The following is a 22,014-nucleotide window of genomic DNA, read 5'->3' on the forward strand; positions in this document are numbered from 1 at the left end:
CATGACCCAGCAGGCTGTTCTCACCGCGCGCGGTCTGACCAAGCGCTACGGCCGCGTGACCGCGCTCAACAACTGCGACTTCGATCTCTACCCGGGAGAAATCCTGGCCGTGATCGGCGACAACGGCGCCGGCAAGTCGACGCTCATCAAGGCGATCTCCGGCGCCGTGCATCCCGATGAAGGGGTGATTGAGCTGGACGGCAAGCAGGTCCAGTTCAAATCGCCCATCGAGGCCCGCGAGGCGGGGATCGAGACCGTCTACCAGAACCTGGCATTGTCGCCGGCGCTGTCGATCGCCGACAACATGTTTCTCGGCCGCGAGATCCGCAAACCGGGTCCGCTCGGCAGTTGGTTCCGCATGCTGGATCGTCCGGCGATGGAAAAGCGCGCCCGTGACAAACTGACCGAACTCGGCCTGATGACCATCCAGAACATCAGCCAGGCGGTGGAGACGCTCTCGGGCGGCCAGCGCCAGGGCGTCGCCGTGGCTCGCGCCGCCGCCTTCGGATCGAAGGTGGTGATCATGGACGAACCGACGGCGGCGCTCGGCGTCAAGGAAAGCCGCCGCGTCCTCGAGCTAATCCTCGACGTCAAGAAGCGCGGCCTGCCGATCGTGCTCATCTCGCACAACATGCCGCATGTCTTCGAGGTCGCCGATCGCATCCACATCCACCGGCTTGGACGGCGTCTATGCGTCGTCGATCCGAAGCAGATTTCAATGTCGGATGCCGTCGCGCTCATGACCGGCGCCAAGAAGCCGCCGGAGGACGCGCTGGCGGCCTGATCTCCGCTCCACCATGGTAATTGGCCGCAGGTGCATCGGATGGACACTCCGTCCTAAATCGATTTAACATTATATGCTGCAGCGCGGCAAACTGGGGTAGGAGAAACGGTGAAAGCCGCTATGATCAGGCCAACCGAACGAGAGGCGACATGAAGCCCGCCATGACGATCGAAGCCCCCGCTCTCGACCACCCCGATCCCAGGACGCTCGCCGAAGAAGTCCTGATGTCGCTCAAATACCGGGTCGGCAAGGACACCACCGTCGCAACGCCCTACGACTGGCTGACCGCCTCGATCAAGGTGGTGCGCGACCGCGTCGTCGATCACTGGATCCAGGCGACCAAGGAAGCCTACGACCAGCAGGAAAAGCGCGTTTACTATCTCTCGCTCGAATTCCTGATCGGGCGCCTGATGCGCGACGCCTTCTCCAATCTCGGCCTGATGGAGAACATGCGTGAGGCGCTGGCTTCGCTCGGCGTGGATCTCGACCTCATCGCCGGCCTTGAACCGGACGCAGCCCTCGGCAATGGCGGCCTCGGCCGGCTCGCCGCCTGCTTCATGGAAAGCATGGCAACGGTCGATATTCCCGCCCACGGCTACGGCATCCGCTACGCCAACGGCATGTTCCGGCAGGAGATCCATGACGGCTGGCAGGTCGAGCTGCCGGAGACCTGGCTCGACCACGGCAACCCGTGGGAGTTCGAGCGGCGCGAACGTTCCTTCGAGGTCGGCTTCGGCGGCTCCGTGGAATCGATCACCTCAAAGGACGGCCGCCTGGAGCGCCATGTCTGGAGGCCCAACGAGCATGTGCTGGCAGTCGCCTATGACACGCCGGTGGCGGGCTGGCGCGCCAAGCGCGTCAACACGCTGCGGCTCTGGTCCGGCATGCCGATCGACCCGATTCTGCTCGACAAGTTCAATGCCGGCGACCACATCGGCGCGCTCGCCGAAAGCAACAAGGCGGACGCGCTGTCGCGCGTTCTCTATCCGGCCGACTCGCACATGGCCGGGCAGGAGCTCCGGCTGCGCCAGGAATATTTCTTCTCGACTGCTTCGCTGCAGGACATCGTCCAGCGGCATCTCAGCCAGTACGGCGACCTGAGATCGTTGCCCGACAAGGCCGCGATCCACCTGAACGACACCCATCCGGCCGTCGCCGTGCCGGAGCTGATGCGGCTTCTGATGGACGTTCACGGCATGGATTTCGACCTTGCCTGGGACATCACCAAGCGTACCTTCGCCTACACCAACCACACGTTGCTGCCGGAGGCGTTGGAAAGCTGGCCGGTGCCGCTGTTCGAGCGTCTCTTGCCGCGCCACATGCAGATCGTCTACGCCATCAACGCCCAGGTTCTCCTGGAGGCGCGGGCCACCGGAAAATTCTCGGGCGAGCAGATCGCCCGCATCTCGCTGATCCAGGAAAATGGCGACCGCCGCGTGCGCATGGGCAACCTCGCTTTCGTCGGCTCGCATTCGATCAACGGCGTCTCGGCGCTGCACACCGATCTGATGAAGGAGACGGTGTTTGCCGATCTCCACAAGCTCTATCCCGACCGCATCAACAACAAGACCAACGGCATCACGCCCAGGCGCTGGCTGATCCAGTGCAATCCGGGCCTGACCGCGCTTGCCCGCGAAGCGATCGGGAACCGCTTCATGGACGACATCGAAGCGATCAAGGATCTCGATCCTCTTGCCGGCGACTCCGCCTTCCGCGAGAAGTTTGCCGCCGTGAAGCGCCAGAACAAGGTGAGGCTTGCAAACCTCATCGCCGACCGGCTCGGCATCAGGCTCGATCCTTCGGCGCTGTTCGACATCCAGGTCAAGCGCATCCACGAATACAAGCGCCAGCTGCTCAATATTCTGGAGGCGATCGCGCTCTACGACCAGATCCGCTCGCATCCCGAGCGGGACTGGATGCCGCGGGTTAAATTCTTCGGCGGCAAGGCGGCGCCGAGCTACCACAACGCCAAGCTCATCATCAAACTGGCCAACGACGTCGCCCGGGTGATCAACGGCGATCCCTCGACGCGCGGCCTGCTCAAGGTTGTGTTTGTCCCGAACTACAATGTCAGCCTCGCCGAGGTGATGATGCCGGCGGCCGATCTTTCCGAGCAGATCTCGACCGCCGGCATGGAGGCTTCCGGCACCGGCAACATGAAGTTTGCCCTCAACGGCGCCTTGACCATCGGCACGCTCGACGGCGCCAATGTAGAGATCAAGGAGCGCGTCGGCGACGACAACATCTTCATCTTCGGCCTCACCACCGCCGAGGTCGCCGAACGCCGCGACAACGGCTACAATCCGCGCGGCGTGATCGCGTCCTCGCCGGAGTTGTCGCAGGCGGTGTCGGCGATCTCCTCCGGCGTCTTCTCGCCTGACGATCCCAACCGCTACCGCGACCTCATGAACGGCCTTTATCAGAGCGACTGGTTCATGGTGGCGGCCGATTTCGACTCCTACGCCGCCTGCCAGCGCGAGGTCGACGATGTCTGGCGCAACAGTCCCGACTGGTACGCGCGCGCCATCCGCAATGTCGCCCGCGTCGGCTGGTTCTCGTCCGATCGCACCATTCGCCAATACGCGAAAGAAATCTGGAACGTACCTGTCTGATGTGATTGCATGAGGCCGCCGACAACGTGGACGTGCATGTCGCCCAAAAGTGCCTAGCCGTTTTGGGCCAACATATGCACAAACCAGAATAGTTCCCAGGGAGGGACGCCGCCTGATGAGGAAGCCGCGCGCGACCGCTGCAACAAGCGGGCCGGACGGACTGGCGCCAGCCGGCGATGTCGCGGCCATTGTCGCCGGAACGCATGGCGATCCCTTTGCAATTCTGGGTGTGCACGCGGCCGGCAAGGGCTTTGTCGCCCGCTGCTTCGTACCCAATGCCGAATGCGTCACCGCCTATACGCTCACCGGCAAGGAAGCCGGGGAACTCGGGCGCAGCAACGATGCCGGCTTCTTCGAGGGCAAGCTTTCGATCCGCAAGCGTCAGCCGTTGCGCTATCACGCGAGGAATGCCGGCGGCGACTGGTGGCTGACCGACCCTTATTCCTTCGGCCCGGTGCTGGGACCGATGGACGACTACTACATGGCGGAGGGCTCACACCTGAGGCTCTTCGACAAGCTCGGCGCCCATATCATCGAGCATGAGGGGGCCACCGGCGTGCATTTCGCGGTATGGGCGCCCAATGCCCGGCGCGTCTCGGTGGTTGGCGCCTTCAACGACTGGGACGGCCGCCGGCACACCATGCGCGACCGCAAGGACACCGGCATCTGGGAGCTGTTCATTCCGGACCTCGGCGCCGGCCAGCCTTACAAGTTCGAGATCATCGGTCCCGACGGCGTGCGCCTGCCCCTCAAGGCCGATCCGTTCGCCTTCGAGTCCGAGCTGCGCCCGGCGACCGCTTCGGTGACGGCGCCGCCGATGGCGCATCAATGGGGCGACGAGGCCCATCGCAGCTTCTGGCAAAAGGCCGATCCGCGGCGCGAGGCGATCTCGATCTACGAGGTCCATGCCGGCTCGTGGCAGCGCCGCGATGACGGCACCTTTCTCAGCTGGGACGAGCTCGCCGCGCAGCTTATTCCTTACGTGGTCGAAACCGGCTTCACCCATATCGAGTTCCTGCCGATCTCGGAGCACCCCTACGATCCGTCCTGGGGCTACCAGACGACCGGCCTTTATGCGCCGACCGCGCGCTTCGGCGACCCCGACGGCTTCGCCCGCTTCGTCGACGGCGCGCATCGTGCCGGCGTCGGCGTCATCCTCGACTGGGTGCCGGCGCATTTCCCCGTCGACGAGCATGGACTGGTGAAGTTCGACGGCACCGCGCTCTACGAGCATGCCGACCCGCGCCAGGGTTTTCACCCCGACTGGAATACCGCCATCTACAATTTCGGCCGCCGCGAGGTGGTGTCGTTCCTCGTCAACAACGCGCTGTTCTGGGCCGAAAAATACCATGTCGACGGTTTGCGCGTCGACGCTGTCGCCTCGATGCTCTACCTCGATTATTCGCGCAGGTCAGGCGAGTGGATACCCAACGAGAAAGGCGGGCGCGAGAATTTGCAGGCGGTCAGCTTCCTGCAGAAGATGAACAAGGAGCTTTACGGCCATCATCCCGGGGTGATGACGATCGCCGAAGAATCGACCTCATGGCCGAAGGTATCGCAGCCGGTGCATGAAGGCGGGCTCGGCTTCGGCTTCAAATGGAACATGGGCTTCATGCACGACACGCTGGAGTATTTCTCCAAGGAGCCGATCTACCGCAAGCACCATCACAACGACATCACCTTCGGCCTTGTCTACGCTTTCTCCGAGAATTTCGTGCTGCCGCTCTCCCATGACGAGGTCGTGCACGGCAAGGGCACGCTGCTCCACAAGATGGCAGGCGACGACTGGCAGAAATTTGCCACGCTGCGCGCCTACTACGCCTTCATGTGGGGTTATCCCGGCAAGAAGCTCCTGTTCATGGGCCAGGAATTCGCCCAGCGCCGCGAGTGGAGCGAGGAACGCGCGCTCGACTGGAATCTGCTGGAGCACGCCCCGCACCGCGGCGTCCGGCAGGCGGTGCGGGACTTGAACTACCTCTATCGTTCGCGCCCGGCGCTGCATGCGCGCGACTGCGAGCCGGAAGGCTTCTCCTGGCTGATCGTCGACGATCGCGACAATTCGGTCTTTGCCTGGCTGCGCAGCGCGCCGGACGGCAACCCGATCGCCGTCATTTCCAACTTCACGCCGGTGCCGCGCGAGAACTATCGCGTGCCGCTGCCGAAGGCGGGCGAGTGGCGCGAGATCATCAACACTGACGCCGCCGAGTATGGCGGCTCCGGCATGGGCAATGGCGGCATGATCGTGGCGAGCAGGGAAGGGGGCGGCACGTCGGCGACGATGCTCTTGCCGCCGCTGTCGACGATCATGCTGGAATTCGTCGCGGACGAAGCAAAGGTCCGGACAGCTTAGGAGGGAGGCAAACGATGGCAGAGATCAAGAGAACCCAGCCGCTGGCGCGCGATGCCATGGCCTATGTGCTGGCCGGCGGCCGCGGCAGCCGCCTCAAGGAGCTGACCGACCGGCGCGCCAAGCCCGCCGTCTATTTCGGCGGCAAGACGCGCATCATCGATTTTGCGCTGTCCAATGCGCTCAACTCCGGCATTCGCCGTCTCGGCGTCGCCACCCAATACAAGGCGCACTCGCTGATCCGCCACCTGCAGCGTGGCTGGAACTTCCTGCGCCCCGAACGAAACGAGAGCTTCGACATCCTGCCCGCCTCGCAGCGCGTCTCGGAAACGCAGTGGTACGAGGGCACGGCGGATGCGGTCTACCAGAACATCGATATCATCGAGGCCTATGGCCCCGAATACATGGTCATCCTAGCCGGCGACCACATCTACAAGATGGATTACGAGCTGATGCTGCGCCAGCACGTCGATGCCGGCGCCGATGTCACCGTCGGCTGCCTCGAAGTGCCGCGCATGGAGGCGACCGGCTTCGGCGTCATGCATGTCGACAAGAAGGACACCATCATCTCCTTCATCGAGAAACCCGCCGACCCGCCCGGCATACCGGACAAGCCGGACCATGCGCTGGCCTCGATGGGCATCTATGTCTTCAAGACCAAGTTCCTGATGGAGCAGTTGCGCCGCGACGCGGCCGAGCCAGGATCCAGCCGCGACTTCGGCAAGGACATCATCCCCTACATCGTCCAGCACGGTAAGGCGATCGCCCACCGCTTCGCCAAATCCTGCGTCCGCTCCTCGCACGAGTCGGAGCCTTACTGGCGCGACGTCGGGACGGTGGACGCCTATTGGGAAGCCAATATCGACCTGACCGATGTCACGCCCGAACTCGATCTCTACGACCGGGATTGGCCGATCTGGACCTATGCCGAATTGAAGCCGCCGGCCAAATTCGTGCATGACGAGGACGGCCGTCGCGGCGAGGCGATCTCCTCGCTGGTGTCCGGCGACTGCATCGTTTCCGGCGCATCGCTGCGCCGCAGCCTGATCTTCACCGGCGCGCGCATCAATTCCTATTCGAAGCTCGAGGAAGTGGTGATGCTGCCCGACGTTCAGGTTGGGCGCAACGCGCGCCTCAAGCGCGTCGTCATCGACCATGGCGTCCACATTCCGGAGGGACTGGTGGTCGGCGAGGATGCGGCACTCGACGCCAAGCGCTTCCGCGTTTCGGAAAAGGGCATATGCCTGATCACTCAGGATATGATCAACAAGCTGTCAACCTGATAGGGTTGATCGGCAAGTTGTCAGCCTGATCAACAAGCTGTCACTTTAGCCGTGGATCTTAGGCGCATGCAGGTTCTGTCCGTCACGCCCGAAATCTTCCCGCTGATCAAGACCGGCGGGCTTGCCGACGTGACCGGTGCCCTGCCGATCGCGCTCGCCAGCAAGGGCGTGGCGATGCGCACGCTCATCCCCGGCTACCCGGTGGTGATGGACGCCTTCAAGAAAAAGAAGGCCGTCTACCAGTACCCGCTGCTGCAGGGCGGCAAGGCTTCGGTTCATGCGGTCAAGATCGGCGAGCTCGAGCTCTTCGTGCTCGACGCGCCGCATCTTTTCGACCGCCAGGGCGGGCCCTATGGTACCGCCTCCGGCTCCGACTGGCCCGACAACTGGCGGCGCTTCGCGGCGCTGAGCCAGGTCGGCGGCGACATCGCCGGCGGCGCGATCTCCGGCTACCAGCCAGATATCGTGCATGCCCATGACTGGCAGTCGGCAATGACGCTCGCCTATATGCGCTACGGCAACGCGATCGGCGTGCCGTCGCTGATCACCGTGCACAACCTTGCTTTTCAGGGACAGTTCGGCTCCGGCATTTTCGGCGAGCTCGGCCTGCCGGGCGTGGCGATGCAGCTCGATGGCGTCGAATACTATGGCGGCGTCGGCTTCCTCAAGGCCGGCCTGCAGGCCGCCTGGGCGATCACCACGGTGAGCCCGACCTACGCGCAGGAAATCCGCTCGCCGGAATTCGGCATGGGCCTCGACGGCCTGATCAACATGCGCGCCGTCGACCTCTACGGCATCGTCAACGGCATCGATGTCGACATCTGGAACCCGGCGACCGACAAGCACCTGGTCGCCAACTACTCGGCCGAGACGCTGGAAGCGCGCGCCCTGAACCGCAAGGCCGTGGAGGACCGTTTCAGTCTCGAGCCTGACGACAGCCCGATCGTCTGCGTGGTCAGCCGTGTGACCTGGCAGAAGGGCATGGACATATTGGCCGCGGTCGTCGACGGCATCGTTCAGCGCGGAGCACGGCTGGCGGTTCTGGGCTCGGGCGATGCCGGCCTCGAAGGCTCGCTGCTTGCCGCGGCCGCGCGGCATCGCGGCCGCGTCGGCGTCGTCATCGGCTATGATGAGGCGCTCTCCCACATCATGCAGGGCGGTTGCGACGCGATCGTCATCCCTTCACGCTTCGAGCCCTGCGGGCTGACACAGCTCTATGGCCTGCGCTATGGCTGCGTGCCGGTCGTCGCCCGCACCGGCGGCCTCGCCGACACCATCATCGACGCCAACGAGGCGGCACTTTCGGCCGGCGTCGCCACCGGTTTTCAATTCGCCCCGAACAATGGCGGCGCCCTCCTGCACGCCATCCGTCGCCTGGTCGAGGCGCATGCCAGACCAGCCGCCTGGGCCTCGATCCAGCGCCAGGGCATGAAGGCCGACGTTTCCTGGGATAAGAGCGCCGACAAATATGTCGAACTCTATCGCTTGCTGCTTTCAAAAAGGACTGCCTGAAGCATGATACGGACCGTCCCTACCAAACCCTATACCGACCAGAAGCCCGGCACCTCCGGCCTGCGCAAGAAGGTGCCCGTCTTCCAGCAGGAGCACTATGCCGAGAACTTCATCCAGTCGATCTTCGACGCTCTGGAGGGTTTTCAGGGCAAGACGCTGGTGATCGGCGGCGACGGCCGTTTCTACAACCGCGAGGTCATCCAGACGGCCATCGCCATGGCCGCTGCGAACGGCTTCGGCAAGGTGATGGTTGGGCAGGGCGGCATCCTGTCGACGCCAGCCGCGTCCAACATCATCCGCAAATACAAGACCTTTGGCGGCATCATCCTGTCGGCCAGCCACAATCCGGGTGGCCCGCACGAGGACTTCGGCATCAAATACAATGCCGGCAACGGCGGCCCTGCGCCGGAGAAGATCACCGACGCGATCTTCGAAAAGACCAAGACGATCTCGAGCTTCAAGATCGCCGACATCGGCACCGTCGACATCGACACGATCGGCACCTTCCAAGCCGGCGGCATGACGGTCGAGGTGTTCGACCCGGTCAAGGACTATGCCGAGCTGATGGAGAGCCTGTTCGACTTCGACGCCATCCGCGCGAATTTCAAATATGGCTTCCGCATGCGCTTCGACGCCATGCACGCGGTGACCGGCCCCTATGCCAAGGAGATCCTCGAGCGTAGGCTCGGCGCCCCGAACGGGACCTGCCGCAATTTCAAGCCGCTGCCCGATTTCGGCGGCCATCACCCCGATCCGAACCTGGTCCATGCCAAACATCTCTATGACGAGATGATGGGGCCGGACGCGCCGGATTTCGGTGCCGCTTCCGACGGCGACGGCGACCGCAACCTGATCATCGGCAAGGGAATCTTCGTCACCCCGTCGGATTCGCTGGCAATGCTGGCCGCCAACGCGCATCTGGCGCCCGGCTACAAGGAAGGCCTGAAGGGCATCGCCCGCTCGATGCCGACCAGCGGAGCGGCCGATCGCGTTGCCGAGAAGCTCGGCGTCGGCATCTACGAGACGCCGACCGGCTGGAAGTTTTTCGGCAATCTGCTCGACGCTGGCATGGCGACGATCTGCGGCGAGGAAAGCGCCGGCACCGGTTCCAACCATGTGCGCGAGAAGGACGGGCTGTGGGCCGTGCTTCTGTGGCTCAACATCCTCGCCGTGCGCGGCGAGAGCTGCAAGGACATCGTCACCAAGCACTGGGAAAGCTACGGCCGCAACTATTATTCGCGCCACGACTATGAGGAGGTCGAGACAGACCGCGCCAACGCACTGGTCGACGAATTGCGCGCCAAGCTCGGCTCGCTGCCCGGCACCAGCGTGCGCGGCATGAAGATCGCCAGCGCCGACGACTTCGCCTATCACGACCCGGTCGACGGCTCGGTGAGCAAAAACCAGGGCATCAGGATCCTGTTCGAGGGCGGCTCGCGCGTCGTGTTCCGGCTCTCCGGCACCGGCACGTCCGGCGCCACGCTGCGCGTCTATATCGAGCGTTACGAGCCCGACAAGGCGAGGCATGACCTCGACACGCAGGAAGCGCTCGCCGACCTCATCGCCGCCGCCGACGACATCGCCGGCATCAAGAGCCACACCGGTCGCAACAAGCCGAGCGTGATTACTTGAAAGTGGTGAGGATTTCCCCTTCTCCCCTTGTGGGAGAAGGTGGCCGAGCGAAGTTCGGACGGTTGAGGGGTGCTCCAGCTTGGCGCAAACCCGTGTCCAGAACATCGACGCCTCATTCCTTCCAACGCCCCTCATCCGTCTCGGCGCTGCGCGCCGATCCACCTTCTCCCACAAGGGGAGAAGGGGAGAGGCCCGCATGACCCTCGGCGCCAGCATCACTCCCGAAGGCATCCGCTTTGCCGTTTGCTCCTCATCAGCCAGACGTCTTTGGGTCTCGCTCTTCGACGACAGCGGCGCGCGCGAGATCGACCGGCTGGAACTCAACCCGGAAGGCGAGGGCGTGCATGCACTCCTTGTCCCCGGCCTTGGGAACGGCACGCGTTACGGTTTTCGCGCCGACGGCGACTATGCGCCGGAGCGCGGCCTCTGGTTCGATCCGAACAAGCTTCTCATCGATCCGTATGCCGTCGAGGTCGATCGTCCATACCAATATCACTGGAGGCTGGCCGCCAAACGCAATGAAGGCGCCGACACTGCGCCGCTCATGCCGAAGGCCGTGGCGCGCTCTTTGCCTGAGCCTGTGCCCGCGAAGCCGCTGCTGTTCCGGCCCGGCGGCCTGATTTACGAACTCAACGTCCGCTCCTTCACCAGGCTGCATCCGGACGTCCCCGAGGCCCAGCGGGGCACCATCGCGGCGCTTGCCCATCCGGCTGTCGTCGAGCATCTGAAGCGTCTCGGCGTCTCCGCCGTCGAGTTGATGCCGATCCCGGCCTCGATCGACGAGCGCCATCTGCCGCCGCTGGGGCTGAACAATGCCTGGGGCTACAACCCCGTCACCTTCATGGCGCTCGATCCGCGCCTGGCACCGGGCGGCCTGAGCGAATTGCGCGATACCGTCGCGGCGCTGAGTGAAGCGGGTATCGGCACGATCCTCGACCTCGTCTTCAACCACACCGGCGAAAGCGACCGGCTCGGGCCGACACTGTCGCTGCGCGGCCTCGACGCCCGGACCTATTACCGGCACATGCTGGACGGCCGACTGGCCAATGACACCGGCACCGGCAACACCGTCGCCTGCGACCACCCGGTCGTGCAGAGGATGGTGCTCGACACGCTGCGCCATTTCGTCCGCCATGCCGGCGTCGACGGCTTCCGCTTCGATCTGGCGCCGGTGCTCGGCCGCGTTGACGGCACGTTCGATCCGGACGCGCCGCTTCTCGAAGCCATCGCCGGCGACCCCGTGCTCGCCGACCGCGTGCTGATCGCCGAGCCATGGGATATTGGCGCGACCGGCTACCAGCTCGGCAATTTCCGGCCGCCATACCTTGAATGGAACGACCGCTATCGCGATGACGTCCGGCGTTTTTGGCGCGGCGACGCGGGCGCGATCGGCGCTTTAGCCACGCGGCTTGCCGGTTCCTCCGATGTGTTCGGCAGGGCGGGCCAGCCGGTGAGCCGCAGCGTCAATTTCATCGCCGCGCATGACGGCATGACGCTGGCCGACATCGTTGCCTATGAGAAGAAGCACAATGCGGCCAATGGCGAGCACAATCGCGACGGCCACAATGACAATCTGTCGTGGAACAGCGGTGTCGAGGGCGAGACGGATGACGCCGAAATCGCCAAGGCCCGCTTCGATGACCAGCGCGCGCTGCTTGCGACGCTCTTTGCCTCGCGCGGCACCATCATGCTGACCGCCGGCGACGAGTTCGGCCGCACACAGAAGGGCAACAACAACGCCTATGCGCAGGACAACGCCATCACCTGGCTCGACTGGGCCGGCCGCGACCGGGCGCTGGAGCGGTACACAGCAGCGCTTGCGCAACTGCGCCGTGCCTTTCCACCGTTATCCGACACGAATTTCCTGACCGGCAAAGCTGCAGACGGAATGGAAATCCCGGACGTCGAGTGGTTGACCGAGACCGGCGCACCGCTCGGCGAGAGCGACTGGACCGACCTCGGCCGACACCGCCTCGTCATGATCCTCGGCGATAGCCAGCGCGGTCGCCTTGCCGTCATGGTCAATGGCGACCGCCGCCAATGCGTCTTCACCTTGCCGCTGCGAGATGGCTACGAGTGGCGTTCGGCGATCGACACGCAGGCGATCGACCTGGCGCGGCCGCTGCCCGGCCGCACCGTCAATTTCATGATCGAGCGCAGGGCGGCCGGAAACGCCCACGCCGGGAAGGGTTCGTAATGGCTGGTGGGAATGCCGAATGGTGGCGCGGCTGCGTGGTCTACCAGATCTATCCGCGCTCCTTCCAGGATACGACCGGCGACGGCAGCGGCGATCTCAAGGGGGTAACGTCGCGTCTTGCCCATGTCGCTTCGCTCGGCGTCGACGCCGTCTGGCTCTCGCCCTTCTTCAAGTCGCCGATGGCCGACATGGGCTATGACGTGTCGGACTATCGCGATGTCGATCCGATGTTCGGCACACTGGAGGATTTCGACGCGCTGGTCGCCGAGGCGCACCGGCTCGGCCTCAAGCTCATCATCGACCAGGTGATCTCGCATTCGTCCGACAAGCACGAATGGTTTGTCGAGAGCCGCGCCAGCCGCGACAATGCCAAGGCGGACTGGTATGTCTGGGCCGACGCCAAGCCGGATGGCAGCGCGCCCAACAACTGGCAATCGCTGTTCGGCGGGCCGGCCTGGGAGTGGGACGCCACCCGCCGGCAATACTACATGCACAATTTTCTCACCGCGCAGCCGGATCTGAATTTCCACAATCCGGAGGTGCAGGATGCGGTCCTTGACACCGTGCGCTTCTGGCTGGAGCGCGGCGTTGACGGATTCCGGCTGGATACCGTGAACTACTATGTCCACGACCGCTGGCTGCGCGACAACCCGCCGCTGGCTTCAAGCGTCGCCGGCACCAACGTCGCCACCACCACCTACGCCTTCCAGGAGCATCTCTTCGACAAGACGCGGCCCGAGAATCTCGATTTCCTGAAGCGCTTGCGCGCGTTGCTCGACGAATATCCGGACCGTGCCGCCGTCGGCGAAGTGGGCGACGAGGAGCGCTCGCTGCAGACGCTCGCCGCCTACACCTCCGGCCGCGACAAATTGCAGATGTGCTACACCTTCGACCTGCTCGGCCCGCAATTTTCGGCCGCCCATGTGCGCGGCTGCGTCGAGGCGTTCGAGAACGCGGTTGCCGACGGCTGGGTCTGCTGGGCCTTCTCCAACCACGACGTCATGCGCCATGTCAGCCGCTGGACGCAGCCGGGCGAAAATCCTGATGCGGTAGCGAAATTCGCGATCGCGCTGCTGTCCTGCCTGCGCGGCTCGATCTGCCTCTACCAGGGCGAGGAGCTTGGGCTGGAGGAAGCCGAGCTTGCCTATGAGGACCTGCGCGATCCGCTGGGCATCCGTTTTTGGCCGGGCGTGAAGGGCAGGGACGGCTGCCGCACTCCGATGGTGTGGCAGGCCGGGGCCGAAAATGGCGGCTTCTCCGCGGCCCAGCCCTGGCTGCCGGTACCGCCGGCGCATCGCGCCCGCGCGGTCGATGTGCAGGAGGGCGAGGACGGTTCTGTCCTTGCCGCCTATCGCTCGATGCTGGCCTTTCGCAAGCGCCATCCGGCGCTGATCGCCGGCTCGATCCGGTTCCTAGGGGCGGAGGGCGATGTGCTTGCTTTCATCCGTCAGCGCGAAAACGAGAACTTGCTATGCGTCTTCAACTTCGCCGGTGAGCCGGCGAACTGGACGCTGCCGGCCGAGATCAGCGATGTCGAGATAACGGTTCTTGCCGTAGACGTCGCCGGCGTTCTTGGCGGTGTTCTCGGAGAAACTGCGCTGGCGCTGCCGCCTGTAGGGTACTTCGTCGGGAGAATTGGCTGACGGTCGCTACTGCACCAGCACCGAGCGTCCGCAAGTCGCGCCGGTGACCCGCACATAGGCCTCGCCGACATGCACGCCAAGCACCGCAAGCACATTGTAGACGAGGTTGTCGACCGGCGCGGTGACGCCGTTGAGCAGCGTCGTCACCGCCGGCTTCACCGTGCCGAGCAGGGTGGTCGCGTCGAGACCGAGGCCGAGCGCGTTGACCGTCAGCGACAGGTTGTTCACCAGCGAGGTGGTGAGCGACTGCGTCAGGTTCTTGGTCGACACTGTCTTGATCGCCTTGTTGGCGATCTCGGTGGCGCTGAAGGTCAGGTTCGTCGGCGCCATGTTGGTGACCGAGAAGGCCGACGATCCCTTGATCTGCAGCAGATTGAGGTTGGCCAGCAGCATCTTGAGGCTGACGTCGGCGATGTCGGCGTCGCTGAAGGATTGCGGCTTGTCGAAATCCGCGAAGCCGCCGGCGTTGCTGTCGGCGAGATGGGCCGCGACGACGCCCGGCTGCGCGGCGATTGAGACCTTGATGCTGGAGGGGCCGGTTGGGCAGCTGATGTCGGTCAGCTTGGCTTCGGCATAGGCGACCTCGATATTGAGCGGCAGGTTGACGGCAAGCAGCTTGACGCCGCCCCCCAAATTCATTCCGGCTGTGCCATTTCCGGTGCCGTTGCCAAAGCCATTGCCGTTGTTCCCGTTTCCAATCCCGACGCTGGCATTGAGCTTGATGCGCGTCTGCGCCGTGCGCACCACCGTGCCCAATTCTCCCACCGCCAGCCATGGCGACGATTGCATGGGTTCGCCGATGGCGACCTGGAGCGTCGTCGATGTCAGTCCCGGTATCATCGCCCCGAGGTCGACCGTAACCTGGTTCGTGCTGTTGGCGAGCGCCGCGGCTGCGCTCAGCATGCTCATGGCGCTGGCGCTGACCGAAAGCTCGGCGGGCTTCTGTCCGAGCCCGAGACTGCCTACCGAGCCGAGGTCGACGAGATGGCCAAGCGGGACCTTGACCGAGTTGGTGGCGCTCGAGGCCATGGTCTGCAGCGCGAGCTTGGCGGTGCGGTCGAGCCCGGGCACGTTGGCCATGGCGGTGGCGATCTGGCCGACCGTTGCCTTCGAGCCGAGCACATCCGAATAGGTAACACCGGTCAGACGCAGCTGCGTCGCCAGCGCATCGGTGAAGGAGAGCACGTCGACATCGGCCGAGATCAGCGAATTGTAGTCCATCACGCTGAGCGAGAGGTTGCCGCCCAGAAGCGCGCCGAGCAGCGCGTTGAGGACGCCGCCATTGACGCTGGCGAGCCGTGATCCGACCGAGAATGCTGCTGCGGGCTGGGCGCTTGCGGTGGCTGTCGTGCCGATCACCGGCGGGGCCATCACCGAAGCGGCGAAATAGAGCGTGCCGAGCTTCTTCATCGACACCTGGACGGCATTGTAGGGCAGCTTGTCCGCTTCGAAGCGGCTGCCGGCCGCGATGGAACTGACCCCCGAATAGCGTCCGGGCACGACCTCGACGACCGCCTTGCTGGCGGTCGGCACGATGTTGGTGCCCTGCTGCTGCACGGCGACGGACGTGATTCCGTTGTCCTTCAACGTCGTCAGTACGGCTTGCTGGGCTTTGTTGATGTTGGCGGCGGCGGTGATCGCGGCGAGGTCGACGATCGACTGCGCGGCGCGGCGTTCGTTATAGAGCGAGCCCTCATCGATCGCGAACGCGGTCAGCGTCAGCGCCACTGGCGTGCAGAGCGCGGTCATAACCGCGAAATTGGCGCGCCCATCGGCGATCAGCCGTCGCGCAGCGTCCATCACTCCCCCCGCGGAGTAGCGCATCATATGCCTCCGACCCGGATCGTCGACTGGCGCTGGATCGTGGTCCCCGGCAACGGCAGTGTCCGGAACAGGCTCCAGATCGGCAGGTCGCGCGCGTCATAGCTGACTGAGACGATGAACTGGCTGCCGTCGACGGTACTGTCGTTGGCGTCCACCGTCAGCTTTTTCGGGTCGACAAAAGCATAGCCCGCGACGTCATGGCTGATGAAATCGGTGACCAGCGCCTGGCGCTCCGTCTGGTTGAGGCCGGCGATCGCCGTTCGCGCCGCGTCCGCGGCGATCTGCTGGACCGAATGGCTGGCGCCGAAATAGATTCCGTATGCAACCATTCCGAGCAACAGCAGGATGAAGATCGGCGCCAGCATGGCGAACTCGACCGCCGATGTGCCCGCGGCGTCAGCCCGGAATCGGAACCAAGGAGCAAGGAAATTTCGGTTCTTCAGCATGGGCCGGAGAATGCCAAAACCTGCTTGCAAAAACAGAAAACGGCTGGAACAACCGAAAGGTGCACACAGTTGAACGGGGCGCCTAAGCTTTAGATATCGCTGTTTTAGCGAAACGCTGCTCACTCGACGTCAAGCAGCGGGCAGTTGAAATAAGATATTCCTCTGTCTAGTCTCCCGCCACCAGCCGCCGGAAGGGAACCGGGGGCGCGCTCAAAAGGGACCCGTTGACGGTTCCGGGGCGTCAACACTCAAGGCGTGGTTGAGGGGCCGCGCCCAAAGGGAGAAACTTCATGCTGAAAAACCTGCTGAAGGCGACCGTGTTCGCCACCACGATGGCTTTGGCGACCGGTGCCTTCTACACGCCTGCCTTTGCCGAGACCGTCTACAATCGCGGATCCGCTGCCGAGGCGGAGACGGTCGATCCGCACAAGACGTCGACGGTCTACGAGGCCGATATCATACGCGACCTGTTCCAGGGCCTCGTCATGCATGACCCGAAGACGAACCTCATTCCGGGCGCCGCCGAAAGCTGGACGGTGTCCGACGACGGCACTGTCTACACCTTCAAGCTGCGCAAGGACGGCCTGTGGTCGGATGGCAGCCCGGTGACGGCGGACGACTTCGTCTACTCGTTCCATCGGCTGGAAGACCCGGCCACCGCTGCAGAATACGCCTCGATGCTCTATCCGGTGAAAGGCGCCGAGGACTTCAACACCAAGAAAGGCAAGGCCGAGGATATGGGCGTGAAGGCGATCGACGCCAACACCCTGCAAGTCACGCTGAAGGCTCCGACGCCCTACTTCCTGGAGATGCTGACCCACCAGGCGACCTATCCGGTCAACAAGGCTTCCATCGACAAGCTCGGCGCCGACTGGATCAAACCGGGCAAACTGGTCTCCAACGGGGCCTATACGCTGGCGGAGTGGGTTCCCAACGACCATATGAAACTGGTCAAGAACCCGAAGTTCTGGGACGCCGCAAGCGTCAAGCTCGACGTGGTCAACTACATCCCGACCGAGGATCGCTCGTCCGCGATGAAGCGCTTCGAGGCCGGCGAACTCGACAGCTATGGCGACCTGCCGACCGAACAGCTCGCCGATCTCAAAACCAAATTCGGTGACCAGATCCGTGTGGGGCCATATCTCGGCACCTATTATTATGCGGTCAAGACCGACAAGGCGCCTTGGGACAACGTCGAGCTGCGCAACGCCATCTCGATGGCGATCGATCGCGACTTCCTCGCCGAGAAGGTCTGGCAGAACTCGATGCTGCCCGGCTATTCGATGGTTCCTCCGGGCATCGAGGGCTACACGCCGGCACTGGCAAAATACGCCGACATGTCTCAGATCGACCGCGAGGATGCGGCCAAGAAAGTGCTGGAAAAGCTGGGCTATACACCCGAGCATCCGTTGAAGATGGAGATCCGCTACAACACCTCGGAGAACCACAAGAACACGGCGGTCGCCATCCAGGAACAGCTGAAGCCGCTCGGCATCGAGGTGACGCTGCTCAACACCGACACCAAGACCCACTATGGCTTCCTCGAGCAGAAGGGCAACTACGACGTCGCCCGCGCCGCCTGGATCGCCGACTACAAGGATCCGGAGACCTTCCTAGGCATCTCGCGCAAGGCGAGCGGCAACAACTACTCGAACTACAACAGCCCTGCCTATGAAGCCGCCATGGACAAGGCAGCCGCCGCCGGCGGCAAGCCTGAGGAGCGCATGAAGGACCTCGCCGCAGCCGAGCGCATCCTCGTCGACGATGTCGGCCAGATCCCGCTGCTCTACTACAGCTACCACGACATCGTTTCCTCCAAGCTGCATGGCTTCGAGGACAATGTCATGGACATTCATCCGTCTCGCTTCATCTCCAAGGACTGACAAGGAACCTTGGCCGTGCCGCCGCTCTCTTTTAGGGAGCGGCGGCCGCGGTTTGTCGTCGTGCCGGGCCGAAAGTCGCATTGTATTTTCGGCGACGCCGGTGCGAAGATCAGAGATGCCAGCGCGCCACGATCTCGTCTGGAGAGCCGTCGCCCTGGCTGAAGCGGGGCGCCGATGCTGCGTTATGTCTTCCGGCGGCTATTGACCGCCATCCCGACGCTGTTCGTCATCGTGACGGTGGCGTTCTTCCTGATCCGCGTCGCCCCAGGCGGCCCGTTCAACCAGGAGCGGGGCTTGAGCCCCGAGATCAGGGCCAATCTCGAAGCCCAGTTCGGCCTCGACGATCCGCTCTGGCTGCAATATCTCCACTATCTCGGCAATCTTTTGCGCGGCAGTTTCGGACCGAGCTACAACCTGCCGGATTTCACCGTCACCGAACTCTTCGCCAAGGGCCTGCCGATCTCGGTCCAGATCGGTACCTCGGCGCTGGTGCTGGCGCTGCTGCTGGGCTCGATCCTCGGCACGATCGCGGCGCTCAATCAGAATAAAATAGCCGACTATTCGGTGATCGCCTTAGCCACGGCCGGCAGCACCATCCCCACCTTCGTCACCGCGCCGGTGATCCAGCTCGTCTTCGGCCTTTCCTGGAAGCTGTTGCCGATCGGCGGCTGGGGCGACGGCGCCCTAATCAACAAGGTCGGGCCGGTGCTGACGCTCGCCCTGCCGCAGATCGCCATCGTCGCCCGCCTGATGCGCGGCTCGATGATCGAGAGCCTGCGCTCGCACCACATCCGCACCGCCCGCGCGCTCGGCCTCTCCGACTGGTCGGTGGTGGTCAAGCACGCGCTGCGCGGCGCCGTGCTGCCGATCGTCTCCTTCACCGGTCCGGCGGCGGCGGCGCTGCTCACCGGCTCGATCATCGTCGAGACCATTTTCTCCATTCCAGGCGTCGGCCGCTACTTCGTAGACGCTGCGCTCAACCGCGACTACACGCTGGTCATGGGAACCGTGGTGGTGATCGCGCTCTTCACGATCGTTTTCAACCTGATCGTCGATCTTCTCTATGCGGTCGTCGATCCGAGGGTGCGCTATGACTGAGCTTGCCGTAGCCGCTCCGGAGCCGATCGTCGGCCGCTCGCTCTGGGGCAATGCCTGGGCGCGGCTGAAGCGCAACCGCGCCGCCATGTTCAGCCTCTACTATCTGGCATTCATTGCCGTCATCAGCGTATTCGGCCCTATGGTCGTGCCGCATGAATACACGACCATCTACGGCGACTATGTGCGCACGCCGCCGAGCCTGTCGGCCTATCCGAAGCCCGACATGATCCAGGGCGCGCTGAGCGACGCGATCAAACGCATGCGCGTCGACATCAAGGAGTGGCACCAGGACGGCAGCCGCGTCGTCGTCACCGTCACCTCCAAGAAGCCGATCGACGACCGCAATATCCGCTATCTCGACCGCTCCGACGCCTTCGACGACACGAAGATCGAGAGCAAGTCGCCCGATGGGCTCGAGTTGACCATGAGCGCGGCCGTCAAGCAGCAGTATTTCTTCTTCGGCACCGACAACACCGGGCGCGATCTGTTGTCTCGCACGCTGATGGCCGGGCGCATTTCGCTCGCGATCGGCCTGCTTGCCGGTGTCGTCGCCGGCGTCATCGGCGTGATCTACGGCGCGACGGCCGGCTTTGCCGGCGGCAGGGTCGACGAAGTGATGATGCGCATCGTCGACGTGCTTTACTCGCTGCCCTTCATCTTCTTCGTCATCATGCTGGTGGTGTTCTTCGGCCGCAACTTCGTGCTGATGTTCCTGGCGGTAGGGGCGGTGCTGTGGCTCGACATGGCGCGCATCGTGCGCGGCCAGGCGCTGTCGATCCGCAGGCAAGAATACGTTCAGGCGGCGGAAGCGATGGGCGTCGGCCAGCGCGGCATCCTCGTGCGCCACGTCATCCCCAACCTGCTCGGGCCGGTGGTGATCTACATGACGCTGCTGGTGCCGCAGGTCATCATCCTGGAAAGCTTCCTGTCCTTCCTCGGGCTTGGCGTGCAGGAGCCGATGACCAGTTGGGGCGTGCTGATTTCGGTCGGTGCCAAGAACATCGGCTATGCCAACTGGCTGCTGTTGTTCCCGGCCTTCTTCCTCGTTTCGACGCTGTTCGCGCTGAACTTTGTCGGCGACGGCCTGCGCGACGCGCTCGACCCCAAAGATCGATAAGGATGGGGATCGCTGACATGGCTTCCGAAACGATCCTCAGCGTCAAGGACCTGCGCGTCCGCTTCCAGACCCTCGACGGCACCGTCGAGGCGGTGAAGGGCATCAGCATAAAGGTCAATGCCGGCGAGACCGTCGCCGTCGTCGGCGAATCCGGATCCGGCAAGAGCCAGACGATGATGGCCGCGATGAGCCTGCTTTCCTCCAATGGCGAAGCGACCGGCCAGGTCGACTACCGCGGCCGCAACCTCCTGGAGATGACCAAGAGCGAGCTCAACAAGGTTCGCGGCCGCAAGATCAGCATGATCTTCCAGGAGCCGATGACCTCGCTCGATCCGCTCTACACCATCGGCAACCAGCTCATCGAGCCGATCCGCCGCCATCGCGGCCTGAGCGCCCAGGCCGCGCGTGAAGAGGCGCTGAAGCTGTTGAGACTGGTGCACATCCCCGATCCCGAGCGGCGGATGAAATCCTATCCGCACGAAATGTCGGGCGGCCAGCGCCAGCGCGTCATGATCGCGATGGCTTTGGCGAACGATCCCGATATTCTGATCGCCGACGAGCCGACGACGGCGCTGGACGTCACCATTCAGGCGCAGATCCTGATGCTGCTTGCCGAACTGCAGCGCAAGCTCGGCATGGCGATCGTCTTCATCACCCATGATCTCGGCATCGTCCGCCGTTTCGCCGACCGCGTCTATGTCATGCGCCAGGGCGAGGTGGTGGAAGAGGGCGAGGCGGAAGCGCTTTTCGCCAATCCGCAGCACGCCTACACCAAGATGCTGCTCGCCGCCGAGCCGACCGGCACCAAGGCGGCCGCGCCCGCCAATTCGCCCGTGTTGCTCGAAGGCCGCAACGTCGAGGTCGTCTTCAAGATCGGCGGCGGTTTTCTCGGCGGCGAGCCGCTGATGTTGCGGGCCGTCGACAAGATATCGATCCGGCTGAAGCGCAACCAGACGATCGGCATCGTCGGCGAGTCCGGCTCCGGCAAATCGACGCTCGGCCGCGCGCTGCTGCGGCTGCTCCCCAGCGACGGCGTCATCCGCTTTGGCGACCGCGACATCTCAGAGGCCGACCGCCACGCGATGCGGCCGCTGCGGCGCGAATTGCAGCTCGTCTTCCAGGATCCGTTCGGCTCGCTGTCGCCGCGCATGACGGTTGGCCAGGTCATCACCGAAGGGCTTTTGGTGCACGAGCCTTCGCTGACGGGCAAGCAGCGCGACCAGCGTGCCGTCGAGGCGTTGCGCGAGGTCGGCCTCGACCCCAACGCGCGCAACCGCTACCCGCATGAGTTCTCCGGCGGACAGCGCCAGCGCATCGCCATTGCCCGCGCTATGATCCTGAAGCCGAAAGTGGTGGTGCTTGATGAGCCGACCTCGGCGCTCGACCGCTCGGTGCAGAAGCAGATCGTCGAGCTATTGCGCAAGCTGCAGGCGGACCACGGACTGTCCTACCTCTTCATCAGCCACGACCTCGCAGTGGTGCGCGCCATGGCTGACTACATCATCGTCATGAAGCAGGGAAAGATCGTCGAGGAAGGGCCGGCCGAGGAGATCTTCGGCAATCCGCGGGAAGCCTACACGCAGACACTGATGAAGGCGGCGATCGATACGACCAGGTTCCGCATCAGCGCTTGAGA

General features: G+C 64.0%; 14 protein-coding genes. 12 read left to right on the forward strand and 2 right to left on the reverse strand.

What is annotated here, in order from left to right; translation table 11 throughout:
* Position 1: 1 nt before the first annotated feature.
* From CK218_RS05985 to CK218_RS06020, 8 genes are all read left to right on the forward strand, one after another.
* Positions 2 to 784, forward strand: a complete 783-nt coding sequence (locus tag CK218_RS05985) for an ATP-binding cassette domain-containing protein (RefSeq protein ID WP_066997791.1) — start codon at positions 2 to 4, stop codon at positions 782 to 784.
* A 149-nt stretch (positions 785 to 933) separates the two neighbouring features.
* Positions 934 to 3,396, forward strand: a complete 2,463-nt coding sequence (locus tag CK218_RS05990; protein WP_095827151.1) for a glycogen/starch/alpha-glucan phosphorylase — start codon at positions 934 to 936, stop codon at positions 3,394 to 3,396.
* 115 nt (positions 3,397 to 3,511) lie between these two features.
* A complete protein-coding gene (gene glgB / locus CK218_RS05995) occupies positions 3,512 to 5,746 on the forward strand; it encodes a 1,4-alpha-glucan branching protein GlgB (protein WP_095827152.1) in 2,235 nt (744 codons plus the stop codon).
* A 14-nt stretch (positions 5,747 to 5,760) separates the two neighbouring features.
* Entirely contained in the window at positions 5,761 to 7,026 is a 1,266-nt protein-coding gene (gene glgC, locus CK218_RS06000) for a glucose-1-phosphate adenylyltransferase (RefSeq protein ID WP_066997781.1), read from the forward strand.
* Positions 7,027 to 7,092: 66 nt separating this feature from the next.
* The gene (glgA, locus tag CK218_RS06005; RefSeq protein WP_095827153.1) at positions 7,093 to 8,538 is read left to right on the forward strand and encodes a glycogen synthase GlgA; all 1,446 of its coding nucleotides are present in this window, start codon (positions 7,093 to 7,095) and stop codon (positions 8,536 to 8,538) included.
* Between the two features lie 3 nt (positions 8,539 to 8,541).
* Positions 8,542 to 10,170 (forward strand): alpha-D-glucose phosphate-specific phosphoglucomutase, encoded by a 1,629-nt coding sequence (locus CK218_RS06010; protein WP_095827154.1) that lies wholly within the window; start codon positions 8,542 to 8,544, stop codon positions 10,168 to 10,170.
* Positions 10,171 to 10,366: 196 nt separating this feature from the next.
* The gene (glgX, locus tag CK218_RS06015) at positions 10,367 to 12,367 is read left to right on the forward strand and encodes a glycogen debranching protein GlgX (protein WP_095827155.1); all 2,001 of its coding nucleotides are present in this window, start codon (positions 10,367 to 10,369) and stop codon (positions 12,365 to 12,367) included.
* Positions 12,367 to 14,010: an alpha-glucosidase family protein gene (locus tag CK218_RS06020; RefSeq protein WP_095827156.1), complete on the forward strand. Its 1,644-nt coding sequence runs from the start codon at positions 12,367 to 12,369 to the stop codon at positions 14,008 to 14,010. Before glgX ends, CK218_RS06020 begins: the two co-directional genes overlap by 1 nt.
* A gap of 6 nt (positions 14,011 to 14,016) precedes the next feature.
* Here CK218_RS06020 and CK218_RS06025 read toward each other — a convergent pair whose 3' ends face one another.
* Both CK218_RS06025 and CK218_RS06030 read right to left on the reverse strand, forming a co-directional pair.
* Positions 14,017 to 15,834, reverse strand: a complete 1,818-nt coding sequence (locus CK218_RS06025; protein ID WP_348628712.1) for a pilus assembly protein TadG-related protein — start codon at positions 15,832 to 15,834, stop codon at positions 14,017 to 14,019.
* Positions 15,834 to 16,403 (reverse strand): TadE/TadG family type IV pilus assembly protein, encoded by a 570-nt coding sequence (locus CK218_RS06030; protein WP_245434917.1) that lies wholly within the window; start codon positions 16,401 to 16,403, stop codon positions 15,834 to 15,836. The genes CK218_RS06025 and CK218_RS06030 overlap by 1 nt, the downstream gene beginning before the upstream one ends.
* A gap of 167 nt (positions 16,404 to 16,570) precedes the next feature.
* Between CK218_RS06030 and CK218_RS06035 the strand changes: the two genes are divergently transcribed.
* From CK218_RS06035 to CK218_RS06050, 4 genes are all read left to right on the forward strand, one after another.
* The gene (locus CK218_RS06035) at positions 16,571 to 18,163 is read left to right on the forward strand and encodes a peptide ABC transporter substrate-binding protein (RefSeq protein WP_066997763.1); all 1,593 of its coding nucleotides are present in this window, start codon (positions 16,571 to 16,573) and stop codon (positions 18,161 to 18,163) included.
* A 174-nt stretch (positions 18,164 to 18,337) separates the two neighbouring features.
* On the forward strand, positions 18,338 to 19,261 hold the full coding sequence (locus tag CK218_RS06040; RefSeq protein ID WP_066997760.1) for an ABC transporter permease subunit: 924 nt from the start codon (positions 18,338 to 18,340) through the stop codon (positions 19,259 to 19,261).
* The gene (locus CK218_RS06045) at positions 19,254 to 20,378 is read left to right on the forward strand and encodes an ABC transporter permease subunit (RefSeq protein ID WP_095777923.1); all 1,125 of its coding nucleotides are present in this window, start codon (positions 19,254 to 19,256) and stop codon (positions 20,376 to 20,378) included. Before CK218_RS06040 ends, CK218_RS06045 begins: the two co-directional genes overlap by 8 nt.
* Positions 20,379 to 20,395: 17 nt before the next feature.
* A complete protein-coding gene (locus tag CK218_RS06050; protein ID WP_095827232.1) occupies positions 20,396 to 22,012 on the forward strand; it encodes an ABC transporter ATP-binding protein in 1,617 nt (538 codons plus the stop codon).
* The last annotated feature ends 2 nt before the right edge of the window (positions 22,013 to 22,014 follow it).

This window comes from Mesorhizobium sp. WSM3879 (assembly GCF_002294915.1).
GTDB lineage: Bacteria > Pseudomonadota > Alphaproteobacteria > Rhizobiales > Rhizobiaceae > Mesorhizobium.

What these genes read in the sequence shown, in the direction of transcription:
- CK218_RS05985 (WP_066997791.1), top strand. Translation starts at nt 2, where the DNA reads ATGACCCAGCAGGCTGTTCTCACCGCGCGCGGTCTGACCAAGCGCTAC.
- CK218_RS05990 (WP_095827151.1), top strand. Translation starts at nt 934, where the DNA reads ATGAAGCCCGCCATGACGATCGAAGCCCCCGCTCTCGACCACCCCGAT.
- glgB (WP_095827152.1), top strand. Translation starts at nt 3,512, where the DNA reads ATGAGGAAGCCGCGCGCGACCGCTGCAACAAGCGGGCCGGACGGACTG.
- glgC (WP_066997781.1), top strand. Translation starts at nt 5,761, where the DNA reads ATGGCAGAGATCAAGAGAACCCAGCCGCTGGCGCGCGATGCCATGGCC.
- glgA (WP_095827153.1), top strand. Translation starts at nt 7,093, where the DNA reads ATGCAGGTTCTGTCCGTCACGCCCGAAATCTTCCCGCTGATCAAGACC.
- CK218_RS06010 (WP_095827154.1), top strand. Translation starts at nt 8,542, where the DNA reads ATGATACGGACCGTCCCTACCAAACCCTATACCGACCAGAAGCCCGGC.
- glgX (WP_095827155.1), top strand. Translation starts at nt 10,367, where the DNA reads ATGACCCTCGGCGCCAGCATCACTCCCGAAGGCATCCGCTTTGCCGTT.
- CK218_RS06020 (WP_095827156.1), top strand. Translation starts at nt 12,367, where the DNA reads ATGGCTGGTGGGAATGCCGAATGGTGGCGCGGCTGCGTGGTCTACCAG.
- CK218_RS06025 (WP_348628712.1), bottom strand. Translation starts at nt 15,834, where the DNA reads ATGCGCTACTCCGCGGGGGGAGTGATGGACGCTGCGCGACGGCTGATC.
- CK218_RS06035 (WP_066997763.1), top strand. Translation starts at nt 16,571, where the DNA reads ATGCTGAAAAACCTGCTGAAGGCGACCGTGTTCGCCACCACGATGGCT.
- CK218_RS06040 (WP_066997760.1), top strand. Translation starts at nt 18,338, where the DNA reads ATGCTGCGTTATGTCTTCCGGCGGCTATTGACCGCCATCCCGACGCTG.
- CK218_RS06045 (WP_095777923.1), top strand. Translation starts at nt 19,254, where the DNA reads ATGACTGAGCTTGCCGTAGCCGCTCCGGAGCCGATCGTCGGCCGCTCG.
- CK218_RS06050 (WP_095827232.1), top strand. Translation starts at nt 20,396, where the DNA reads ATGGCTTCCGAAACGATCCTCAGCGTCAAGGACCTGCGCGTCCGCTTC.